General features: G+C 67.8%; 15 protein-coding genes. 4 read left to right on the top strand and 11 right to left on the bottom strand.

The annotated features are described in order from the left end of the window. Window positions 1-555: 555 nt before the first annotated feature. From QLH51_RS01690 to QLH51_RS01640, 11 genes are all read right to left on the bottom strand, one after another. On the bottom strand, window positions 556-1,551 hold the full coding sequence (locus tag QLH51_RS01690; protein ID WP_125654048.1) for a ligase-associated DNA damage response exonuclease: 996 nt from the start codon (window positions 1,549-1,551) through the stop codon (window positions 556-558). A 52-nt stretch (window positions 1,552-1,603) separates the two neighbouring features. Beyond that, window positions 1,604-2,965 carry a PepSY-associated TM helix domain-containing protein gene (locus tag QLH51_RS01685; RefSeq protein WP_125654046.1) on the bottom strand — a complete coding sequence of 454 codons (1,362 nt, stop codon included), beginning with the start codon at window positions 2,963-2,965 and terminating at the stop codon, window positions 1,604-1,606. After that, a complete protein-coding gene (locus tag QLH51_RS01680) occupies window positions 2,962-5,043 on the bottom strand; it encodes a TonB-dependent receptor (protein WP_125654044.1) in 2,082 nt (693 codons plus the stop codon). The genes QLH51_RS01685 and QLH51_RS01680 overlap by 4 nt, the downstream gene beginning before the upstream one ends. Before the next feature lie 111 nt (window positions 5,044-5,154). Beyond that, entirely contained in the window at window positions 5,155-5,586 is a 432-nt protein-coding gene (locus QLH51_RS01675; protein ID WP_206428737.1) for a DUF2946 family protein, read from the bottom strand. A 55-nt stretch (window positions 5,587-5,641) separates the two neighbouring features. After that, on the bottom strand, window positions 5,642-6,535 hold the full coding sequence (locus QLH51_RS01670) for an aldo/keto reductase (protein WP_125654042.1): 894 nt from the start codon (window positions 6,533-6,535) through the stop codon (window positions 5,642-5,644). Then, on the bottom strand, window positions 6,532-7,524 hold the full coding sequence (locus QLH51_RS01665; protein ID WP_125654040.1) for a DUF1861 family protein: 993 nt from the start codon (window positions 7,522-7,524) through the stop codon (window positions 6,532-6,534). The genes QLH51_RS01670 and QLH51_RS01665 overlap by 4 nt, the downstream gene beginning before the upstream one ends. Window positions 7,525-7,762: 238 nt before the next feature. Beyond that, window positions 7,763-8,821 (bottom strand): glycoside hydrolase family 130 protein, encoded by a 1,059-nt coding sequence (locus QLH51_RS01660; RefSeq protein WP_125654038.1) that lies wholly within the window; start codon window positions 8,819-8,821, stop codon window positions 7,763-7,765. A 23-nt stretch (window positions 8,822-8,844) separates the two neighbouring features. Continuing rightward, window positions 8,845-9,684, bottom strand: a complete 840-nt coding sequence (locus tag QLH51_RS01655; protein ID WP_125654036.1) for a carbohydrate ABC transporter permease — start codon at window positions 9,682-9,684, stop codon at window positions 8,845-8,847. Then, window positions 9,681-10,556: a carbohydrate ABC transporter permease gene (locus tag QLH51_RS01650; RefSeq protein ID WP_125654034.1), complete on the bottom strand. Its 876-nt coding sequence runs from the start codon at window positions 10,554-10,556 to the stop codon at window positions 9,681-9,683. Before QLH51_RS01650 ends, QLH51_RS01655 begins: the two co-directional genes overlap by 4 nt. After that, window positions 10,553-11,836, bottom strand: coding sequence for an ABC transporter substrate-binding protein (locus QLH51_RS01645; protein ID WP_164516038.1), 1,284 nt, complete (start codon window positions 11,834-11,836; stop codon window positions 10,553-10,555). Before QLH51_RS01645 ends, QLH51_RS01650 begins: the two co-directional genes overlap by 4 nt. After that, complete coding sequence (locus QLH51_RS01640) at window positions 11,833-13,110, bottom strand: hypothetical protein (RefSeq protein ID WP_164516037.1); 1,278 nt, start codon at window positions 13,108-13,110, stop codon at window positions 11,833-11,835. The genes QLH51_RS01645 and QLH51_RS01640 overlap by 4 nt, the downstream gene beginning before the upstream one ends. 135 nt (window positions 13,111-13,245) lie before the next feature. Here QLH51_RS01640 and QLH51_RS01635 point away from each other — a divergent pair, with 135 nt between their 5' ends. The 4 genes from QLH51_RS01635 (at window position 13,246) to QLH51_RS01620 (ending at window position 18,815) form a co-directional block, all read left to right on the top strand. After that, on the top strand, window positions 13,246-14,322 hold the full coding sequence (locus QLH51_RS01635) for a LacI family DNA-binding transcriptional regulator (protein WP_164516036.1): 1,077 nt from the start codon (window positions 13,246-13,248) through the stop codon (window positions 14,320-14,322). Beyond that, window positions 14,319-15,467 (top strand): ABC transporter ATP-binding protein, encoded by a 1,149-nt coding sequence (locus QLH51_RS01630; RefSeq protein ID WP_125654025.1) that lies wholly within the window; start codon window positions 14,319-14,321, stop codon window positions 15,465-15,467. The genes QLH51_RS01635 and QLH51_RS01630 overlap by 4 nt, the downstream gene beginning before the upstream one ends. Before the next feature lie 89 nt (window positions 15,468-15,556). Then, window positions 15,557-15,742 carry a hypothetical protein gene (locus QLH51_RS01625; RefSeq protein ID WP_125654023.1) on the top strand — a complete coding sequence of 62 codons (186 nt, stop codon included), beginning with the start codon at window positions 15,557-15,559 and terminating at the stop codon, window positions 15,740-15,742. Between the two features lie 424 nt (window positions 15,743-16,166). Continuing rightward, complete coding sequence (locus tag QLH51_RS01620; protein WP_164516035.1) at window positions 16,167-18,815, top strand: TonB-dependent receptor; 2,649 nt, start codon at window positions 16,167-16,169, stop codon at window positions 18,813-18,815. Window positions 18,816-18,944 lie beyond the last annotated feature (129 nt).

Here is an 18,944-nt window from a genome sequence, read left to right as displayed (position 1 = left end):
ACCCTGATCGACAGTTCAGTAACGGTTAGCGCCCTGCCCATTCCGCCGGGCCGGCGTCGTACCGGACAGGCCTCCCGCCCTGCTTGTCACTCCAGACTCGATCCGGGGTCTTGCTTCCCCTCGACAGTAATGGCGGCGATCCATCGACAATTGAACGTCGCCCCGGCCAAGGTTGAAGGCTCAAGCAGCCATTGTTCTGCCTTTACCGGCCGATCGTACTCACTTGTGGAAATGCCGCTGAGCCGATGCGATGGATCGACCTTGAGAAGCGTCACCCCGGATCAAGTCGAGACTTCTGCAAAAGCCCTCGATCCGTACCCCGGCGAAGGCCGGGGCCCAGTTGGGGAGCATTGGTGAGATACGGAAAAGCCTTTCCAACTGGACCCCGGCCTTCGCCGGGGTAAGGCGAGGAGTTGGTTCTGTTCGAGACTTTCGCTGAGGTCTCAATCAAGTCCGGGGTGACGAGCGGAGCAGCAGTTCCGGTCACGAAGGAACGTCGATACATCCCGGCATTCGCGAGGATGACCGGCACAGCGACGCGACGCCGGCCAGCGCTCAATCATCCTCGTCCTCGAACCCGATCAGGTCCAGCGCTCGCGCCTTGATCTGCCGCGTCATGCACCAATGGACCAGCGCGTCCTCGCGACCGTGCGTCACCCATACTTCCTTCGGCGCGATCTCGGTCAGCGTCTGCGTCAGTTCGTCCCAGTCGGCATGGTCCGACAGGATCAGCGGCAGTTCTACGCCGCGTTGCCGCGCGCGCTGGCGCACCCGCATCCAGCCGCTGACCATCGCCGTGATCGGATCGGGCAGCCGCCGCGACCAGCGGTCGCCCAGCGCCGACGGCGGCGCGACGATGATCCGCCCCTGCAACTCCGCCTTGGTCGCACCGGTCGCCGGGCGCAGTTCGCCCAAATCCACGCCCAGTTCGACATAGAGGTCGCACAACCGCTGCATCGCGCCGTGCAGGTAGATCGGATCGTCGAACCCCATCGCCCGCGCCTCGGCGATGACCCGCTGCGCCTTGCCCAGCGCATAGGCGCCGACCAGCACGCAGCGTTCGGGCTCCATGCGGAGCGCGGCAAGCAGCTTGTCGATCTCGTCGCGCGTTTCCGGGTGGCGGAACACCGGCAGGCCGAACGTCGCCTCGGTGACGAACACGTCGCACGGCACCGGCTGGAACGGGGCGCAGGTCGGGTCGGCGCGGCGCTTGTAGTCGCCCGACACCACCACCCGTTCGCCGCCATGGTCCAGCACGATCTGCGCCGATCCCAGCACATGCCCGGCGGGCACGAACGCGATGTCATAGTCGCCCATCCGCACGCTTTCGCCGTACGCCACGGGCACGCCGTTCTGCGGGCCATAGCGTGCCGCCATGATCGCCAGCGTCTCGGGCGTCGCCCACACCGCGCCATGCCCGCCCCGCGCGTGGTCGGCATGGCCATGCGTCACCAGCGCGCGCGCGACCGGTTCGGACGGATCGATCCACACATCGATCGCGGGCAGGTGAATGCCGCTGGGATGCGGCGTGATCCATCGGGCAAGGGCCATGGATGCGACATGGGGCGTAGGGGGAAGCATGCCAAGGGCCGCCCCCAACCGGTCACGCCGCTACCGGCCGCCCGAGGCGCGCCACCACCCGGTCGACCACCGCCAGCACCAGCAGCGACGCCCCGAACAGCGGCAGCATTACCCCCGCCACCGCCAGCAGCGTGATCGCCCCGCGCAGTCGCGCGCCACTGACCGGCGGCGGTGCGGCCAGCCGCCCGCTGGGCCGCCTGCGCCACCACATCGTCACCCCGCTGACGACCAGCAGCACGATCGCGATACACGGCAACAGCATCAGCAACTGGTTGGCGAGTCCGAAATAGCGGCCCATGTGAATCTGCACGCCCAGCTCGACCGCCTTTGCACCGATGCCGTATCGGCTCCAGCCATTCTGCCCGATCAGTCGCCCGGACCAGCGATCGAACTGCAACGTCCGCTGCCCCTCGGGATGGCGCGGCGACACCAGCACGGTGTAGATGCCGGTGGGACCGGACGGCAGGTATAGGCGATAGCCGCCGGTGATCCCCGCCGCCCGCGCCCTGACGGCGATGGCGTCGGTCCCGGCGACGGCGGCATGGTCGGGCATCGCCGCATGCGTGGCCCCGCCGCCATGGTCGGCATGCGCCGGATCGGATGCCGCCATCGGCATCGTCTCCTGGCTCCACGGCATCCCGCCCAGCGCCCCCATCGGCCGGCTCTGCGGGGCGACATGGTCGAACCCCGCCGCCTCGTTGCCGATCCCCATCGCGGTAAAGACGCCGCGCACCAGCGGCCCCTGCACCACCGCCCATGGCAGTCCGGTCACCAGCAGGAACGCGATCAGCGCGACGCTCCACATGCCGGTCACCGCGTGCAGGTCGCGCCAGAACAGGCGTCCGCGTGCCCGCAGCCGCGGCCACAACACGCCCGCCAGCGACCGGCGCTCGCGCGGCCACCACAGGAACAGCCCCGACGCGATCAGCATCAGCGCCCAGCATGCCGCCAGCTCGACCACCGCGTCGCCCCAGGGGCCGAAGGTCAGCGACCCGTGCATCACATCGGCGAACCCGACCAGCGTGTGGGTATAGACATAGCTGCCCAGCACCCGCCCCGATCCGGGATCGACCATCACCTGGCGCGGTTCGCCGCTCGCCGCGTCGATCCATACCTTGGCCGGCCGGTCGGGTGCTTCGGGCAGGTCGATCCGCGTCGGGACGCCGGGCACCGCCGCCACCGCCGCGGCGATCATCCGCGACGGCGCGAGCGGCGCCGCGACCGGCGCGACGATCTGCAATCCGGGCATCAGCGCGTCATTCAGCTCGTCCTTGAACAGGTAGATCGCGCCGGTGATGCTCAGGATCAGCAGGAACGGCGCGACGATCAGCCCGGCATAGAAATGCCACCGCCAGATCGTGCGATATAGGCGCGGATCGTTCATCGCCCTCCTCCCAGCGCATAGCCGAGCCGGACCGACAGCATGCGCGGATCGCCCGGATAGACGAAGTTCGCGCCGCCATTGGCGGTGTAATAGGTCGTATCGGCGACGTTGGTCAGCGCGACATCGATCCGCACCGGCCCGATATCGGTCCCCAATCCCAGATCGAACAGCGTATAGCTGTCCAGCACGACTGGGCTGCCGTTCACCAGCCGGCGCTGCCCGACATGGTACGCGCCGCCACGCAACTCGACCGGCCCCAGCGCGACGCGGGTCGAAGCCGTCGCGCTATGGTCGGGCGTATCGCCCAGCCGTGCATCCTGCATCGTCGGTGTCGTCGTCCGCGTGACGCGTCCGTCGAGATACGCATAGCCGCCCTGCAGCCACCAGCCGTCGACCGGCGTCCATTCGCCTTCGGCCTCCACGCCCTGCACGCGCAGCTGCCCCTCCTGAACCTGGAAGTTCACGTCGATCGGATCGGTGACCGCCACGGCGTTGCGGCGGATGCGGAAAGCGGACAGGCTGGCGCGCAGCCGGTCGCGGATCAGGCGCAGCCCGGCCTCGACCTGATCGGAGGTCTCGGGGCGGAACGGCGCGCCGGCGCGGCTGCGCGATCCGACCACGGGGTCGATGTCGAACCCCTTGTTATACCCGCCGAACAGCGACCAGCCACCGCCCAGCCGAAGCGTCATGCCCAGCTGCCACGTGGTGTTGGCGATGGTGTCGGCGTCGCGCGTCCGGGCCGTCGGCGTCGTGCGGCGGTTCTCGTAATCGAACGACGAATGCCGCACGCCCGCAACCACGCTCCACGCGTCGCTCAACCCGATCTGGTCCTGCGCATAGGCGGCGAAGCCATCGACCTTCCCCTGCGTGTGGAAGCTGAACGCCAGCCGGGGCGCGCGCGCCGCATAGCTGTAGACGGGGCTCAGCACGCCGATCGGCGCGATATCGCCGGCGACGATGTCGAACTGGCGGAAGGTCGGACGCTCGGCGCTGTGCTCGATCCCGAACAGCAGGTCGTGGCGGATGCCGAACGTCGTCGCACCCCCCGTCAGGTCGAGCTGCGCGATGGTATAGCGGTCCTCCTCACGCCCGCGCCGGCCGTTGCGCTGGATGCGGGTCGGCTGGCCGGGCACCGTGCCGAGCAACCGCACCTGATCGAGCGAGGTGTTGAACTCCGAATACTGGAACCGCGGGGTCAGCGACCAGCCCGCCCCCATGTCGAACGCCACCCACGCCTGGACGAGCGGCGCATCGGCGACGAGATCGGTGAAGTCCGGCTCGCCGAGGAACGCGCCGCGCCGTACGGTGCCTACGCCGTTGCAGCGCACCGTACCGACGACCGGCAGTCCGGGGTTGTTGACGGTGGTGCGGCGGACATATTCTGCGACCAGATGCGCCGACACCGCAGCGCTCGGCCGCCATGCCAGGGTGATGCCTAGGTTCTCGCGGTTGAGCGACTGATGTTCAACGAAGGTGCCCGATCGTTCGACCTCGCCGGTCACGCGGATGCCCAGCGTGCCGGACAAGGGCATCGATGCGTCGATCGTCGCCATCTTCTGCCCGAACATGCCGCCGGTCAGCGCGAGCATCGCCTGCGGGGTATCGGTCGGCCGTCTGGTGATGATCGACAGGATGCCGCCGACCCCCGACTGTCCGTACAGCACCGCCGATGGCCCCTTCAGCACCTCGATCCGCGCGATGTTGGACAGGGCGGAGGCGTCGACATCCTCGTAATAGCGCTGGCGGATGCCGTTGCGCATCTGGTCCGCCGCGAAGCCGCGGATCTTCAGGCCGGCACTCTGGTAGCGCGACACGCGGCTGCCACCGACATTGGCCGACGGTACCGCGCGCAACGCGTCGCCGACGCTGCGCACGCCGCGTTCGACCAGGTCCTCGTCGTCGAGGATCTGGATACCCTGCGGCACCCGGTCGAGCGGAATGCCCGACTTCGCGGCGAAGTCGCCATTCCTGGTGCCGGTGACGACGATGGTCTCGTCGCGCCCGGCCTCGCGCTCCTGCGCATGGGTGGCGGGCGCAAGGCACAGCATGGCCGTCGATACGGCCAGAAACGATTTCATGAAAACTACCCCTGATGATCGCGCCGCAGCGCACCCCCCGCCGGATCGGCGGGCGGGCAGCAGGCTGCGGCTGAAGTCGGCCCGCGCCTTGGCGCAGCGGGCCGGACGGGATCAGGCGGCGACGGGAGGTCCGCGGAGCGGCGGGCGCAGATGCGCGGGCAACGCCGCCCGCAACGCGACAACGATGCGCAGCCCCAGCGCGAGGACGAAGGCAACCGCGATCGCCAGCACGACCGGGTCCGCCGCGGCGAGCGACGGCGATTGCAGCCCGGCAAAGGCGCAGGGTTGCGGCTTGTTGTCGTGCTGCTCGTCCGGCCGGTCGTGCCCGCCATGCGTCATGCCCGCCATACCCGCCATTCCGGCCATTGCCGGCGGGGATGCCGAAACCGGCCCCGTACCCGAGCAAATGGCGATGACGAAACGCCCGTCGACCATCGCCGGCATGAACCCGGCGGGGACCAGCGCCTTCATCAGCAAGGCGACGCAAATCATCAGCGCCGCCAACGCGTTATGGGTCAGGGCAAGGCGGCGCAGGCGAAGCACCGATGCGCCGTAGCCCAGCCGGAACCGCTTGTCATGGCCGTTGCCGGCCGACCGTTCAGGGCAGCGTCGCGCCCATCCCGGCCTGCAACACCGCATACCATTCGGCATGGGTCCATTCGACCCGCACCGCACCGGCGGCGGCACGGATGCGCTCCGGCGTCTGCGATCCGACGATCGGGATGATCCGCGCGGGGTGGACCATGCTCCAGGACAGCGCGGCGGTCGCGGCATCGACCCCGAACCGCGCGCCATGATCGGCCAGCAGGCCGCCGGCAGGATGCGACCGGTCGGTCAGCCGCCCGCCGCCCAGCGGCGACCAGCCGAGCACCGCAAGCCCGCGCGCCATCGCCTGATCGAGCGTGCCGTCGGTCAGCGGCGCGGTATGCAGCGGCGAGAATTCGGGCTGGGTGCTCAGGATCGGCAGTTTCAGGAACGCCTGCAACGCGTCGACCTCCGCCGGGCGGTGGTTCGACACGCCGATCCCGCGGACCTTGCCCGCGTCGACCATGCGCGTCAGGCTGGCGGCGACCTCCTGCGGATGGGTCAGGAAGTCGCGGCGGTGGATCTGGTACAGGTCGATCCGTTCGATCCGCAGCCGGGCGAGCGAGTCGTCGATCGCCTGCGCGAGATAGGCCGCGTCGGAGCGATAGGGATTGCCCGGGCGGATGCCGCCCTTGGTCGCGATGACCATGCGGTCGCGCAACTGGGGCGCCTGCGCCAGCACGTCGCCGAACAGCGCCTCGGCCGATCCGAAGCCGGCGGGCGTGTCGGTGCCATAGATGTCGGCGGTGTCGAACAGGGTGATGCCCGCGTCCAGCGCCGCCTCGACCAGCGTATGCGCATGGGCGACGCCGCCGTGCAGCCGCCACATGCCCCACGCGAGCGGGGAGACGAGGATGTCGCTGGCACCCAGCGGACGCGGTGCGGGATCGATGGTCAACATCGTCATGCCTGTAGGCGCTGTTCCGGTACGATCAACGTCGAAACGTCATGCGTGCCGGCGGCGCGGGCGAGCGGGATGTCGAACGGATAGGCGATTTCGACCCAGTGCGCCTCGGCATCCGACGTGCCGGCATAGAGGCGGGTGACGTCGCCCGTCACCTCGATGCCGGACGAGAAGACGACATCGACCAGATCGGGGCGCTTGGCGGCGCCGGGACCGAACTGGTCGCGTCCGGCGAGGATGCGCAGGTCGCGCCAGCCGTGCGTCGCGGGATCGAACACGAAGGCTACGGCGTAATAATGCCGCGCGCTATACATCGTATCGTCCTCGAAATAGGCGATGTGCGCGATCAGCCCGACCTCGCCGTTCGCCAGCAGATGCGCCTCGTTCACCCCGCCCCAGTCGAGCGGGTGGAACATGGCCGTCAGCATCGGCGCGGCGTCGATCGCCTCGACGCTGAGCGCATCCAGCGACGCGACCTCGGTATAGCCGATCGTGCCGCGCCCTCCCTTTGCGCCGCGTGGCCTAGTGAACACCGCGACGCGACCATCGGCCAGCTCGCACAGCCGGATGTCCTTCATGCCCAGCGGCCCGGCAAAGCACGGCGCGAGGTCGAAGATGTCGCGACCGCGATAGAAGACGGTCCACCATTCGGGCTCGCCCGCGCCGAAGCGGACCTCGACCCCGCCGAACACCAGCTCGCCGCCGATGACGGTGACGAACGGGTCCTGCAACGCGAAGCGCGGCGCACCGTCGATCGGGTGCCAGACGCCGCCCGTTTCCTCGAAGAAGATCGCGGTCGAATGTTCGCTGTCGCGCGCCTCGACCCGCCCGGCGATCACCCGCCGCCCGCCCGAGCGGAACGGCGCGGAGATATTGTACACGTCGAGCCCGTCGACCCCGGTAAACACCAGCCGCCCCGTCCGCCCCTGCGGCGGGTCGCCGGCAAAGGCGGCGTAGCGGGTTTTCACGCGGGGTATGCTGTCGTGGTCCATCGATGGTTTCCTGTACGCGATTTTTTCGTGCCCCCCACGCAGGCGGGGGTACGGCCGTGGAGAACGTGTCCGCTAGGACCGATCGACATTCAGGCCGTGCCCCCGCGCAGGCGGGGGTCCAGAGTAACGGCAGGGCGACGTTCGTGGCTCTGGACCCCCGCCTGCGCGGGGGTACGTGAACCAGAAAGGCTCCTGATCCTGCTGGATGGCGCTCCAATTCGCTGAATGTCGATCAATCCTAGACCCCCATCGCCCGCCACAGATCGGGCAACGCCACGGTGCCCAGCGCCATGACCCGGTCGGCCGCGCCGTAATAGACCCGCAGGCTCTCACCCTCGACCAGCGCGCCGCAGCTGAAGACGACGTTGTCGAAGAAGCCGCTCACCTCATACGCCTCGACCGGTTCGGCGAGCGGCCGTTCCAGCCGCGCGCGGACGATGCGCGGATCGTGCAGGTCGAGCAGCAGCGCGCCGAGGCTGTAGCGCTGGTCGGCATCGACCCCGTGATAGATTTGCAGCCAGCCGCGATCCGTCTCGATCATCTGCGCACCGCCGCCGATCTTGTTGCCCTCCCAGCCGCCGGGCACATGGCCGGCGAGGTGGCGGTGGTCGCCCCAGTGGAGCAGGTCGGGCGAACTGGCGATCCAGATTTCGGGCCGCCCGAGGTGCAGCGGCGCCGGGCGGTGGAGGCACCAGTAGCGTCCATCGACCTTGCGCGGAAACAGGCACACGTCGCGATTGTCGGGGGCATGGATGATGCCCAGCCGCTCGACGGTCACGAAATCGTCGGTCACCGCCAGCGCGGTGGCGATGCCGAGGTCGGAGACAGCGGTATAGTTGATGTACCAGCGTCCCTCGATCGCGGTGATCCGGGCGTCTTCGCACCCGAAGCGCTCGCTGCGGTTCGCGGGGAACAGGAACGGCGCGTCGTCGACGGTGAACGCTTCGCCATCCGTGCTGCGCGCGAGGCGCAGGTGCGACAGCGAGGTCAGGAACACGTCGCGCGGGTCGACGCGCGAGCGCACCATGCGCGGGTCGGAAAAGTCGTAGGCCGGATCGTCGCTGCGAAAGCCGCGCGTGGTGCAGGTCCACGCCCCGTCGGCCTGCTCCAGCACCGGCACGCGGACCTCGCCTTCGCCGACGCCGGCGACGCTTTCGGCGACGCGGACCAGCAGGATCGTCCGATCACCGAACCGCGCCACACCGGCATTGAACGTGCCGTCGACCTGCCAGTCGGGGCGGCTGGGGCGGACATGTTCGGGCGCGACGATCGGGTTGCGCGGGGAACGCTGTAGCATCGGGAATCCTTGTGTAGCGGCCGTCACTTCAGCGACAGCGACATGCCCTGGAGGAAATGGCGGCGGAACAGCAGGAACAGCAGCACCAGCGGCAGCGTCTGCAACACCGCGCCCGCCATCACCGGCCCGGCATAGCCGCCATATTGCTTGCTGAACGTCGCCAGCAGCACCGACAGCGGCATCCGGTCGGTGTCGGAGATCGCGATCAGCGGCCACAGGAAATTGTCCCATGTACCGGTGAAGGTGAACAGCGCGACGATGGCGATGATCGATTTGTTCAGCGGCACGACGATCCTGGTCACCATCTGCCACAAGCTGGCGCGGTCGAGGCGCGCGGCGTCGAAATATTCCTCGGGCATGGTCCGGAACGACTGCGACATCATGTAGATGCCCCAGCCCGACATCATCGACGGCAGGATCAGCGCGCCCAGCGAATTGAGCAGCCCCATCTGCTTCACCAGCACGAACAGCGGCAGGATGAACATGCTGGTCGGGATGACCATCTGGAGCAGCAGGAAGTCGCCGAACAGTTTCCGTCCCGGAAACCGCATCCGCGCGAGCGCGAAGGCGATGAAGGCCGAGGTCAGCAGCACCGAGGCGGTGACGGTCAGCGTCACGACCGCCGACACGCCCAGCGCCCCCAGAAACGGCCGGTCGAGCTTGTCGGCGGTCGCGAACAGGAACTGGAAATTGTCGAAGGTGAAATCGCCCTCGAACAATCCGGTATTGTAGATCTGCGCCGCGGGCTTGAGCGACGCGGTGACCATCCATGCGAACGGATAGAGCCAGCTCAGCGCCAGCGCATAGATGGCGATCGTCGCCGCCCAGCCGCCGGGCGTCCGCCTCGACAGGAACGCCTTCATGCCAGCACGACCTTTCGTTCGAACAGCCGCCGGGCGAGCTGCACCAGCGCATAGGTGACGAGTGCCACGAGGATGCTCATCATCGCCGCATGGCTGGGTTGCAGCCGGCGGAACGCGGTTTCGTAGATCATCATCTGCGGCGTCGCCGTGCTGTCGCTCGGCCCCCCGCCGGTGATGATGAACGGTTCGGTGAACAGCCCGAACGACACGAGGATCGCAAAGGTCAGCACCATCATCAGCTGCGGGTTCATCATCGGCAGCGTGATCCGGGTGAGGCGCGTCCACGGCCCGGCATGGTCGAGCCGCGCCGCGTCGTAGATTTCCTTCGGGATCGCCAGCAGCCCCGAATAGAGGATCAGCCCGTAATAGCCGACGAACTTCCACGCCACGACCAGCGCGATCGCCAGCATCGCCAGCGTCGGGTCGTTGGTCCATGGCACGCGGACCCCCGCCAGCTCGAACAGCATCGTGTTGAGCGGCCCGGTCGAGGAGAATATCTTGGCGAACACCAGCGACAGCGCCACGCCCGACGACACGTTCGACAACAGGAAGCACAAGGCCACGAACGCCTTGCCCCGCCCGACATGCTGCAACCCGAACGCGACGACCAGCGCACCGCCGAACGCGGTCGGCAGGTAGAAGCAAAGGAAGCGCACCACATTCCACAAGGCTTGCAGGAATTGCGGGTCCTGCACGCTCAGGAGGAGGTTACGTGCGCCGGTGAACACCGGTTCGTCGAAGAAGCGCCACTGCGTGACCGACAGCTTCGCCAGCCAGAAGAAGGGATAGGCCCAGAAGACGGCGGTGAACAGCAGATAGGCCGACGCCAGCGCCAGCCCGATCACCGCTTCCCGCGACAGCCGCGTCGTCATCCCTGCACCTCCAGCATCCTGTCCGTCCGTGCCACCGCATCGGCCAGCGCGGCGGCCGGGCTGGTCGTGCCCAGCATCAGCGGTTCGACCAGCCGCGCGCTCATGATCTTCTGGATATCGATGGTATGTTCGGACAATGCCGGGGGCCGGGCAGTCGCGACATGATCGGCATAGGCGCGCGCCAGCGGGTTGCCGCGATAATAGTCGGCAAAGGCGGGATTGGTCAGCAGGTCGTCGCGCGCGGGCGACAGGCCGGTGCGCTGCAACCACAACAGGTTCAGCGCCTCCTCGCCCAGCACCCACGACAGGAACGCGAACGCCTCGCGCTGGACGCGGCTGCTGCGGAAGATCACGACGCCCTTGCTGTCGGAAAAGGTCGATCGGGGGCCGGTCGCCGGGGCTTGCGCCAGCATCGGCCCGACCGCGATCCGCGCCAGCGTGTCGGGATAGATGCTGGCGAAGCGCTCGACATCCCACGGCCCCCGCACCGCGCCGGCGGCGAGGCCGGAGACCAACGGCTCCTCGGCATCGAAGTCGAGCGCGGTCCAGCCTTCACGGAACATGCGGTCGACGAACCCCGCCGCCTGGGCACCCGCGGCGTTATCGTACAGCGCGCGCGATCCGGCCAGATAGGGCTGGCCCCCGCTGGCGGCGTAGTAATAGGAGATGAAGTCGAACCAGCGATCCTGCCACGCCCGCCCGGCGACGACCTGCATTCCGTAGCGGGTGCTGGCGATGCCGTAGCGTGCGCAGAAACCGTAGAGCTCGTCATAGGTCGCCGGCGGTGCCGACAGGCCGTGTTTTTCGAGCAGGTCGGCACGCCACCAGATCAGCGTCGGGCTGGAATAGATCGGCAATGCGACGACTTGGGGCCCCTGCGTCCAGCCGGGCATGATCGAGCCCATGTGCCGCCGCGCGAGCAGGTCGCCATAGCCCGGCATCGCGGCGAGGTTCGCCACCTGCCCCAGCGCGGCCAACTGCACCGCGAAACCCGAAAAGATGTTGGTGCTGAGATCAGGCTCGGTCCCGGCGACCAGCGCCGACAGCACAGTATCCTCCGAATTGCCTGCGGTCGGGATGGTCGTGAACGATACCGGCAGGCCGAGCTTCGCCGCGTTCCACCGGGCGACGGCGACCTTCCAGAAGCTTTCCTCCGCCGCGTTGGGCGCGACCCACAGCTGGATGCGGTCGGTGCGCTTCTCCGCGCGCCGGCCGTTACAGCCGGCGAGCAGCGCGATGCCGCCCAACGCAACGCCCAGGGCCTCGCGCCGGCTGGTCACGGCAGCGGGGTGCCGTGGAGCGCGGTGAGCGCGAACAGCCCCTCGATCGTCGATTCCGCGCCCGAATTGGGATTGACCGTTCCCTTGCCGTTGATCCCGTCCAGCACCCGCCCGCTGGCCGGATCATAGATCGCCCGGCCCGCATCGTTGGCGCCGGTGAACCAGGTCGCCAGCCGTTCGGCGGTGGCGCGGTAGCGGGGCTGGCCGGTCTGGCGATACGCCTCGGTGGCGGCGAGGATCATCGGGCTGATGCCATAGGCGATCTGCGGAAAGCGCTCTGCGTCGCGGGCGGCGAAACCGTCGCCCATATTTTCCAGCGTGAAGCTGGCGCGCATCCCCGTGCGCAACAGATAGGGATAGAAGTGATCGACCTCGCGTAAGGCACTGGCGATGAAATCGCGCCGGTCGAGCAGCTTGCCCGCGCGCAACAGGGCATAGGCCTGCGCATTGCCCCACGCATGCCACTGGTTGCGCCAGCTCAGATGCGCACCATGCGGAAAGCGCTGCGCGTCACCCGCCTGCATCACCAGCATCCCCTCGCCGATCCGTTCGATCAGCGCGCGCGTCGCGGCATCGTTGGTTCGCCGGTAATGCGGCAGCAGGCCGAGGAGTGCGGTCGATCCGGCATCGGCGCCCGATTCCAGCGGCAGCCAAGTGGGCACGATGATGTTGGCGACTTTGGTCGTGGCGTTCGCGCCGGTCGGCAGATCGCGCTTGAGGTTCATGACCAGCCGGTCCGCCGCCGTCCGGGCGCGCGCGGCGGTGGCGGCGGGAAGGTGCGGCAGCGCCGCCTCCAGCCCCCAGAGCGCGCGCAGCGACCACCAGTTCAGCTCGGCCAGCGAGGTGCGGTATTCGCGGTTGATCCGCCCGTCGCCCCACAGGAAATTGTGGAAATAGCCATTGTCCGCCTGCATCCGCAGCACGAACCGGGTCAGCATGTCGATCCGGTGCAGCCGCCGCGCATCGGGGCGCGGGGCGGCGGCGAGCAGCACGATCGCGCGCGCCACGTCGTCGACGCAGGTGAACCCCTCGCGCGGTTCGATCGCGAAGCGGAAATCGGGGGCCTCGCTGTAGATATGCACCACGCCCACCCGTTCGCCGCCGATCATGGTTTCGGCATAGAGATGGTCGAGATGCGAAAGGTTGACCCGGGGGATCGCCGCGGCAGGCGCGGTCGATTGCGCCGCCGCCACCGGCAGCGCGACCGGCATCGCCATGCCCAGCAGCGCGGCGCACAGGAGCGATCGAACGCGCAAGGCCCTGGTTCCGACCATCGGGATCGCTCCTCTCCTGCACCCCCGGAATGCCGGGTGGACAGGTTTATCGTTAAACTTTGGCGGTTGCAGGTGTCAAGGCAGCGGGTTAGGCAGGACCCGAGACGGTGGAACCGCCACCCGGAGAGGAAGCCCATGGCTCGCGCGAAACGCGCCACGCTCAAATCGATCGCGTCCGACCTCGGCGTCACCCATACGTCGGTATCGAACGCGTGGAACAACCCGACCAAGGTGTCGAAGGACCTGCGCGACCGCATCTTCGCCCATGCCGCGCAGGTGCATTACGAAGGGCCGAACCCGGCTGCCCGATCGCTGCGCACCGGGCGCTGCGGCGCGATCGGCGTGCTGTTCAACGACCAGCTGAGCTATGCCTTCACCGACGCGCACGACATCGCGTTCCTGCGCGGCATATCGTCGGTGTGCGAGGAGGAAGGCGCGAACATCGTGCTGATTCCGCTCAAGGACAAGCATCCCGAACGGCTCGACAACCTGACCGCGATCGTCGACGGCTATATCCTGAACGCGCCGTACAAGAGCCATCCGACGATCCGCAAGGCGCTGGCACGCGGCCTGCCGACGGTGGTCGTCGACTTCGACGCGCCCGAATTGCCCAGCGTGCTGACCAACGACCGCGCGATGATGCGCGAGGTCGTGTCGCACCTGCTGACGCTGGGCCATCGCCAGATCGCGATCGTCACCTTCCCCTGGGCGCAGGACCATGGCGACATCTTTACGCTCGGCCATGACGTGTCGGACGAGAACCACGTCGTCCACGAACGCGTGCTCGGCTGCCGCGACGCGTTCGAGGCGGCGGGTGTCGCGCCCGGAGGCGTGCTGGTGTGCGAGACGCCCAATGACGAGGACGGCGGCCAGCGCGCGGTCGACCGGCTGCTGCGGCGCCAGCACGACCTGACCGCGATGGTGTGTTTTTCCGACCGGCTGGCGCACGGCGTGGTCGCGCGGTGCCAGGCGCTGGGGCTGTCGGTGCCGCGCCGCATGTCGGTGACCGGCTATGACGGGATCGACCCGCCCGGTCGCCCGTCCGACGGGCTGAAGCTGACCACCGTACGCCAGAATGCGTTCGAAAAGGGGCGCAAGGCGGCCGAGGCGCTGCTGTGCGCCCCGGTACAGGCGGGAACCCCGATCCGCATCGCCGCGCAGTTCGTGGCGGGCGACAGCAGCGCGGCGGCATGGGAGCTGGAAACCGAATGAGCGCATTGGTGCTGGAAGGGCTGACCAAGGCCTATGACGGCGCGGAGACGATCCGCGGAATCGACCTGACCGTGGCGGCGGGCGAGTTCGTCGTGCTGGTCGGGTCGTCGGGCTGCGGCAAGTCGACCGTGCTCAGGATGATCGCCGGACTGGAAAGCGTGAGCGGCGGCCAGATCCGCATCGGCGATCGCGACGTGACGCGGGTGCCGGCGTCGGACCGCGGCGTGGCGATGGTGTTCCAGTCCTATGCGCTCTACCCGCACATGACGGTCGCGGAAAATCTGAGCTTCGGCCTGAAGAACATGAAGGTCGGCAAGGCGCGGATCGCGGAAAGCGTGGCACATGCGGCGCAAATCCTCGAACTGGACGCGCTGCTCGACCGGATGCCGCACCAGTTGTCGGGCGGGCAGCGGCAGCGGGTCGCGATCGGCCGGGCGATCGTGCGCGATCCGGAAATCTTCCTGTTCGACGAACCGCTGTCCAACCTCGACGCCGACCTGCGGGTCAGGATGCGCCACGAACTGGCGGCGCTGCACCGGCGGCTGGGCGCCACGATGATCTACGTCACCCACGATCAGGTTGAGGCGATGACGCTGGCCGACCGGCTGGTGATCCTCGACCGGGGGCAGATCGCGCAGGTCGGCACCCCGCTGGACGTCTATGACCGGCCGGCCAACGTCTTCACCGCCGGGTTCATCGGCAGTCCACGCATCAACCTGCTGGGCGCGGTAGTGGTCGGGCGCGACGGGGCGGCGACGCTGTTCGAAAGCGCGGGGGGCGTGCGCTTCGCGTGCGACTGCGGGCCGGCGCTGGCGGTCGGGGATCGCGCGACGCTGGGGCTGCGGCCCGAGCATCTGCGGCTGGAGGCGACCGCCGACGGTGTCGCGCTGCCGATGACGGTCGAGGCGGTCGAGGCGCTGGGCCATTCGACCTATCTCTATGGCCAGCTGACGACGGGCGACGCGTTCCGCGCCAAGCTGGACGGGCATCACGCCATTACCGGCGCGGTGACGCTGTACGCCGATCCGGCGCGGCTGCTGGTGTTCGACGGTGACGGGCAGGCGGTAGCGCAGGACCATCCGGATCGGACCCTGCGCAGGCGAACAGGACAGAACGACACAACCGGGCGATCGGTTCCACCTTAACCGATTGCTAGCCTGCGCCAGCTATGATTTAGCCCCACAAGCGGTGAGCCGGGGGCGATCCGCGCAGGCTGCAAGGGATTTGACGGGCGATGGTCGAGACGGCGGTGTTCACTTATGGGTTGTTGGCGAGCTTCATCCTGTCGGCGGCATCCCGCAACCAGCGGATGCAGCGACCGAACCCGCCGATGATGACCTATCTCGGCTATGTGCTGCTGGGCATGTCGGCGGCCGCCGCGGTGCTGCTCGCCGGCTATGCCGTGTGGCAGCTGGCGTAGGGGCTGCCCTGCCACCCCGGACCTGATCCGGGGTTTCTGCGAAAGTCCTCATTACCCGAGTTTTGCGGCACCCCCGCGCAGGCGGGGGTCCAGGGCGACACGCGCCAGCCGCTGTTCTGTGTGGCTCTGGACCCCCGCCTGCGCGGGGGTACGGTGGAGTTGTGGTTCAGCGCGCGGCTTTCGCGGGAGCTGAAGACGCTCCAAGGCAACAAAAACCGGACCGCGCACAACCTTCCAACAACCATCGTACGTTGGCGCACAAGACGGCTTGTCGGGCGTCAGGTTGATCGTTAAACCTGACGCTTCCTTCCGTAGCGATGGCCGCACGAACGGCCACGACGAATCGGAAGACGACAGGAGAGGATTCGGTATGAAATCCGTAACGCGGTTCCGCTTGCTCAGCCTGGCCGGAATGGCCACGGTTATGGTTGCCCCTTCGGTAGCGGCGCAGACCCAGCCCGCGGACACGCCCGCGCCGCCCGCCGGCACGGTGCAGGACGCGGCGGTCCCCGCCGAGGACGGCAACATCATCGTCACGGGCCTGCGCGAAAGCCTGCGCCGCGCGGTCGACATCAAGCGCAACGCCGACAACATCGTCGATTCGATCGTCGCCGACGACATCGGCAAACTGCCCGACCAGAACATCGCCGAGGCGATCCAGCGCATTCCCGGCGTCACCATCTCGCGCGACAATGGCGAGGGGCAATTCATCACCGTCCGCGGCCTGGGGCCGGCATTCAGCACCGCGCTCTACAACGGCCGCATCCTCGCGACCGAGAATCAGGGCCGGGAATTCAGCTTCGACATCCTGCCCGCCGAACTGATAAACCGGGTCGACGTGTCGAAAACGCCGACCGCCGCGCAGATCGAGGGCGGCATCGCCGCGACGGTCGACATGTACACCGCGCGGCCGTTCGACTTTACCGGTACGAAGGTCTCGCTGTCGGCGCAGGCCAATTACGACAAGCTGCGCGGGCAATTCTCGCCCCAGGCGTCGGGGCTGTTCAGCACGACCTTCGGCGGCGGCGATTTCGGCATCCTCGGCGCGTTCTCTTACATCGACCGCAAGATCCAGGGGAAGCGCATCTTCACCGACGGGTGGGAAGCGAACCAGAGCCTCGACCTGAACAGGGACGGCACGCCCGAGTTTCGCGGGGTGTCGGTCCCGACCTATGTCGAATGGGGCAACAACCGCACCAGCCGCAAGCGGCTGTCGGGACTGCTGACCGCACAGTGGCGCGCGACCGACACGCTGCTGCTGACGCTCGACGGGCTGTATTCGCAGCTCGACGTCAACGACGACAACAAGGTGTTCTTCGTGTTCGGGGGGCCGGGCGACGTGACCGCGGCGACGGTCGACCAGAACAACACCGTCACCAGCTATACCGGCATTTCGTCGGGACCGATGTTCACCAACCAGATCCGCCCGCGCCTCGCCACGACCTATCAGGCGGGCGCCAACCTCGCATGGAAGCCGTCCGACCGGCTGACCGGCACGCTCGACTTCTCGTGGTCGAAGGCGGAGGACAATACCGGCGGCAACCAGGCATGGTTCGAAAGCAACCTCGCCACGCCCGGCTATTCGCCGGCCGGCGTGCGCTTCACGATCGGCGGGAACGGGCTGCCGGTCTATACGGGTCTCGGCAACATCCTCGACACGTCGAACGCGAAGGCCGGGTTCCTGACCTATGAAGGGGTCAGCGTTTCCGACGAGATCTATCAGGTCAATTCGAACCTGAAATGGGATGCCGACATGGGCATCCTCACCCGGATTTCGGGCGGCGTGAACTATTCGGACCGCAAAAAGGCGCGCTTCTCGTTCAAGACGCCTGATGCGCTGCAATGCCTGTATTGCGGCGCCGGCGTGTCGATCCCGGGCAGCGTGTTCACCGGCACGGCGGAGGGCACGAACTTCCTCGGCAGCGGCATGTTCGACAGCGACTATCCGACCTATTCGGCGGCCGATCTGGCGAAATACCTGCTGTCCGATGCGGCGATCAACCAGCTGGCCAACCCGGCCGCGGCCCGCGCCGCGCTGGCGGCCAATGGCGGCACCTTCGGCGTCATCCCCGTGCCCGGCAACAGCGGTTCGGCGCAGGAGCGCACCATCGGCGGCTTCGTGCAGGCGTCGCTGGGCGGTGATTTCGGTTCGCGCCGGTGGTCGGGCAATATCGGGCTGCGCTACACCCGCACCGACGTCACCTCGCGCGGGGTGGGACAGGAAATCCTGAGCATCACCACCCCGCCGGGCGGCGGCGATCCGATCGTCAACCTGTCGGCGCCGCAGCCGATCACCGAGACGGGGTCCTACGGCCAGTTCCTGCCGAGCGCCAACTTCAAGCTCGACGTGTTCGAGGACGTCGTGTTCCAGGCGGCGGTCGCCAAGACGCTGACCCGCGCGACCCTGAGCGACCTGCTGCTCATCCGCAACATCAACCCGCGGCCGCGCGAACGGGCGATCACCGACGGCAACCCCGGCCTCGAACCGATGATCGGGTGGAATTACGACGCGGCGCTGACCTGGTATCTCGACCGCTCCAGTTTCCTGAGCGTCGCGCTGTTCGCCAAGGACCTCGACAACCTGTCCGAATCGACGACGACGACGATCCAGGTGCTCGGCCTCGACTTCCGCCGGACCCGGCCGGAGAATATCGGCAGCCGCAGCTATCGCGGCATCGAGTTTTCGGGGCAGTACACCTTCACCGGCCTGCCCGAGCCGCTCGACGGCCTGGGGGTGCAAGCCAATGTCAGCCTGGTCGATCCGGATGCGACGACGTACAATGCCGTCGCCTTCTATGAAAAGGGTCCGTTGCAGGCGCGTATCGCGTACAACTACCGCAATGCGTACGAACAGACGATGCAGGGCAATCGCGGCCAGCCGGTCAATGTCGACGCCTATGGCATCTGGGACGCGAGCATCAACTATGCGCTGAACGATCAGGTGACGTTCTTCGCGCAGGGCCTGAACCTCTTCAACGAAAAGACCTTCCTGTATTCGGTCTACAAGGAACGCGTGATCTCGTTCGAAACCTATGGGCCGCGCTATGCGCTGGGCGTGCGGTTGAACTTCTAGGACAGCACATCCGCACCGTACCCCGGCGGAGGCCGGGGTACGGAATGTCGATCGCTCCTGCCCCTCCCGTCCCGGCACACTACCGCCGAGGACGCTTGCTCATTACCGATCCGCATCAGCAGATGAGGG

The sequence above is a fragment of the Sphingomonas sp. 2R-10 genome, from assembly GCF_030062225.1.
Classification (GTDB): Bacteria; Pseudomonadota; Alphaproteobacteria; order Sphingomonadales; family Sphingomonadaceae; genus Sphingomonas.
This window is presented reverse-complemented; position numbering and strand designations above follow the sequence as displayed.